The sequence below is a fragment of the Vibrio sp. 10N.286.51.C3 genome, assembly GCF_003050065.1.
Lineage (GTDB): Bacteria > Pseudomonadota > Gammaproteobacteria > Enterobacterales > Vibrionaceae > Vibrio > Vibrio crassostreae.
Genome location: NZ_PIGC01000039.1, coordinates 1 through 3642 on the forward strand (window position 1 = coordinate 1; position 3642 = coordinate 3642).

General features: G+C 43.4%; 5 protein-coding genes. 2 read left to right on the forward strand and 3 right to left on the reverse strand.

All coding sequences use genetic code 11. The features are described 5' to 3' along the window. Both CWO27_RS23320 and CWO27_RS23675 read right to left on the reverse strand, forming a co-directional pair. Positions 1-276 (reverse strand): LPD25 domain-containing protein (locus CWO27_RS23320; protein ID WP_308822228.1); only part of this gene is annotated, 276 nt, incomplete at its 3' end. 236 nt (positions 277-512) lie between these two features. Next, positions 513-674: a hypothetical protein gene (locus tag CWO27_RS23675; protein WP_181359720.1), complete on the reverse strand. Its 162-nt coding sequence runs from the start codon at positions 672-674 to the stop codon at positions 513-515. A 158-nt stretch (positions 675-832) separates the two neighbouring features. Between CWO27_RS23675 and CWO27_RS23325 the strand changes: the two genes are divergently transcribed. Next, entirely contained in the window at positions 833-1816 is a 984-nt protein-coding gene (locus CWO27_RS23325) for a hypothetical protein (protein ID WP_107899592.1), read from the forward strand. A gap of 188 nt (positions 1817-2004) precedes the next feature. Beyond that, positions 2005-2478 (forward strand): hypothetical protein, encoded by a 474-nt coding sequence (locus CWO27_RS23330; protein WP_107899593.1) that lies wholly within the window; start codon positions 2005-2007, stop codon positions 2476-2478. A gap of 144 nt (positions 2479-2622) precedes the next feature. Here CWO27_RS23330 and CWO27_RS23335 read toward each other — a convergent pair whose 3' ends face one another. Next, the gene (locus CWO27_RS23335) at positions 2623-3147 is read right to left on the reverse strand and encodes an LPD25 domain-containing protein (RefSeq protein WP_107899594.1); all 525 of its coding nucleotides are present in this window, start codon (positions 3145-3147) and stop codon (positions 2623-2625) included. Between the last annotated feature and the right edge of the window lie 495 nt (positions 3148-3642).

Here is a 3642-nt window from a genome sequence, read left to right on the forward strand (position 1 = left end):
GCAACGGTGCTGATGGCCACCTTCAAACGTGACCGTTACTTCTGTTTTGTCGTAACCGCCCAATGGATTATCCAAAGCAGCTTTCAGTGCGATCGCCTCAAAAATTTCGAAATCAAATTCCTCACCCGTTTGTAATCTGGAAGATTCAGACCAGTGAATCACAACAGACAGCGGCGCCACCTTCATTGTTGTAGAGCCTGACGGATGCAACGGGGATACGTTGCTCGCTTTTGCGGGCTTAGTGCTGTGAGTTTGCAAAGAAAGGGAATGTGACATGGTGTGCTCCTTGGGTTGTTAGGGTTTCATCGTCGTTTTCGCCTAACTTCCCGGTAGCCTGCATGGTTTTCACTGGCAAAAGCGCGCAGCGTTCATTTCACTTTTTCTAGTGAAGTTCTGCGGGCGGAGGATAGAAGTGGCGTAAACGAAGCGTTGAAACCCAGCACAAGGACAGAGTAGGGCACAAACACAAAGCATACTCAGGCAAGCACTTGGCCGCGAAAGTGAAAGCCTGCCTAGCCCTGATTGTGACCGGAACGGCCAAGACAACGGAAAGCACGTTGTTTGTGATTGAAGTGGCTTGGTTGAGCCACCGAGGAGTGAGGTACGAGCGAAGAGGTTCGCGAGATAAAGCAGGTTTCAGCTTCGGTTTTATCAATACAAACTACCCAATCCAACGAACAGCACCTTAAACCTAACTAGTCAAAATAAATTATAGTGATCAGCGTTTTATATTGTTTATTTCCAGTTTCTAGTGGCGATCAGCTAGAACTTTTTTTAGATCTATACACTGGCTCTGTCTTTAGACGTTAATTAACCAACACAGGACTAAAAAATGAAGAAACAAAACCATAGATTACTTATCGCCTTGGTAGTAGGCGTTGTTGCGAATAATCAAGCCTTGGCGAGTGAAGAGATAGATACATGTAGCAAGGCACTTGAAATAGAGCAGCGTACAACGAAAAGCTACTATTTAAGTCACGATATTGACTGCAGTGGCTACACCTTAACGGCGCCTATCAGTTTTAATGGCACACTTGATGGAAGAAATTATGCCATTCGCAACCTATCTATTGATACAAACAGCCGTTACGCGGGCTTCTTTTCAGAATTGGACGGCGCTACTGTCAAAAACCTTACCTTTAAAAACATTACGCTAAAAGTAGGCCGTAACGTTAATGCTGCCGGAATTTTAGCCGGTGATATCCAAAGCAGTAAACTGAAAAACGTCATCATCACTCACAGCCAGGTCCAAGCGTCAGGTCAAACCGTACCACAAGGAGTGGGCATAGTCGCCGGCCGTATTAGAACAGATAGTAAAGCAGAAAAGATCAAGGTCTTTCATTCTAACCTTTGGGTTGAGAAGAGCAGCCATGTGGGCGGCCTCTTTGGGTTTGCGGAAGACAGCAGCAATATGACTACCCTAAGCACGAGCAACAATCAATTATACATAGAGGGAGACAGTCGAACTAACTTGGGCAGTATTGCCGGTTACCTAAGCAATGCAAAGTTATCTAAAGTTAACAGTATCGATAACCTACTCAGCGCCCCTTTGGTGGAGAAAGGGAGTATAGGAATGTTGCTTGGTCAAAGCGCCACGGGGCGATTAACAGGTGCCACACTCGCCCGAAATATACTGGACACTCAGAGACAAACTAAACACTTACGCTTAGGGATTATTTCGGGCTATATCGATAAACCTAAAGACTCGGCAGAGTCACCTTCCCTCCAAGATATTACTTACTATGGAGACAGGGTATTAGAGTGGTACAACAGCAAAGATGTTGTGCATACGAACAACCTTAACAACGGCGAGTAGCTGGTTTTGTTAGCCTTATAAAATCAAATCGCCCTGAAGTTAGTGGGCGATTTCTTTGATAACTTTTGAGCAGCGTTAAAAGGCTCCAGAACATCTGAATTCATTGTTATTTTTCATATGCTTGCACGTAAGTGAAGTTCAATTTATTGTGGTACAATATTTCAATCATTTTAGAAGGCCGGCATCACATGAAAGGTATTGAAAAAAAAAAGCTTTTACAATCTATAGCGCTTTTTGCATTTGCGTATAAAGGTAATACAGACCATCTTGACTTTGAAGACAACGACGCGGGAATTGAAATAGAAAACTTAGCATTTTCATTAGCAGAAGATATGGGGTTTGATATCAATGCTCATGAGTCGTTTCTCAGTCGAGCTACTGTTTTAGAGCGTTGTCGTTTGATGCTAAAAGAACTGGTTCTATTATTAGAACCAGAGTTTGCGGAGCAAGATCGATTGTACATTTCTATTATTGATTGCTCTGAATCTAATTTAGCAGAGTATCTATTTAACCATGAAGAGCGAGTAGAAGATCTAAAATTAGAGATTTGGACTGAGTCTACGATGAATACAGAGTCGCTTTCCGCTATTAGTAGCCTCAACTTGTTTGAAGGTGTTCTCACTAGTGAACAGCAAAGCTTTTCTGTTTTTAGAATTAAGTAATATAAATGATATTACTTAATTCTCATGCGTTATAACACCAAGTTGAGAACAGGGGCCCTGGCCCCTAACTAGATAAAATACCGTTACTAACCCAGCCATCGGTACAAATTTCGCCCATTTAGATATGTTTAAAGATGAGGCGGTTTATTGTTTTTCTGCTTCTTGAGCTTCTTTGGCCAAGCGTACTTTTTCAAATGTAGCCTGACGTGCATTCGCCACTTGCTGGCGACTAAGTTGATACGACTTCAACAGCTCTACGAGCTCTTTACCTTGTGAGTTAGTTAAATACCAATGATTCGGCTCTGATTTCTTTAGAGATTCTGAATATTCCAGAATACGAAAGCAATGATCGGCGAAGCCGGTTTCATTACCTCCACACCCTAAATCAATTCGACATCGATGCTGATGGCCACCTTCGAACTTTACCGTTACTTCTGTTTTGTCGTAACCGCCTAATGGATTATCCAAAGCAGCTTTCAGTGCGATCGCCTCAAAAATTTCGAAATCAAATTCCTCACCCGTTTGTAATCTGGAAGATTCAGACCAGTGAATCACAACAGACAGCGGCGCCACCTTCATTGTTGTAGAGCCTGACGGATGCAACGGGGATACGTTGCTCGCTTTTGCGGGCTTAGTGCTGTGAGTATGCAAAGAAAGGGAATGTGACATGGTGTGCTCCTTGGGTTGTTAGGGTTTCATCGTCGTTTTCGCCTAACTTCCCGGTAGCCTGCATGGTTTTCACTGGCAAAAGCGCGCAGCGTTCATTTCACTTTTTCTAGTGAAGTTCTGCGGGCGGAGGATAGAAGTGGCGTAAACGAAGCGTTGAAACCCAGCACAAGGACAGAGTAGGGCACAAACACAAAGCATACTCAGGCAGCACTTGGCCGCGAAAGTGAAAGCCTGCCTAGCCCTGATTGTGACCGGAACGGCCAAGACAACGGAAAGCACGTTGTTTGTGATTGAAGTGGCTTGGTTGAGCCACCGAGGAGTGAGGGACGACCGAAGAGGTTCGCGAGATAAAGCAGGAATAAGCTCTAATTAAATTAATCACTTACAGTGTTGACAAAAATATTTCTCAAAAATAGAATCACTCACGCATTAGTTAAAATGTTGGTGCGTTAAAATCTTGCACTAGAAAATAATAAACCACCAAATTAATACTCA

Coding starts and splice junctions, on each gene's coding strand:
- CWO27_RS23325 (WP_107899592.1), top strand. CDS start 833: ATGAAGAAACAAAACCATAGATTACTTATCGCCTTGGTAGTAGGCGTT.
- CWO27_RS23330 (WP_107899593.1), top strand. CDS start 2,005: ATGAAAGGTATTGAAAAAAAAAAGCTTTTACAATCTATAGCGCTTTTT.
- CWO27_RS23335 (WP_107899594.1), bottom strand. CDS start 3,147: ATGTCACATTCCCTTTCTTTGCATACTCACAGCACTAAGCCCGCAAAA.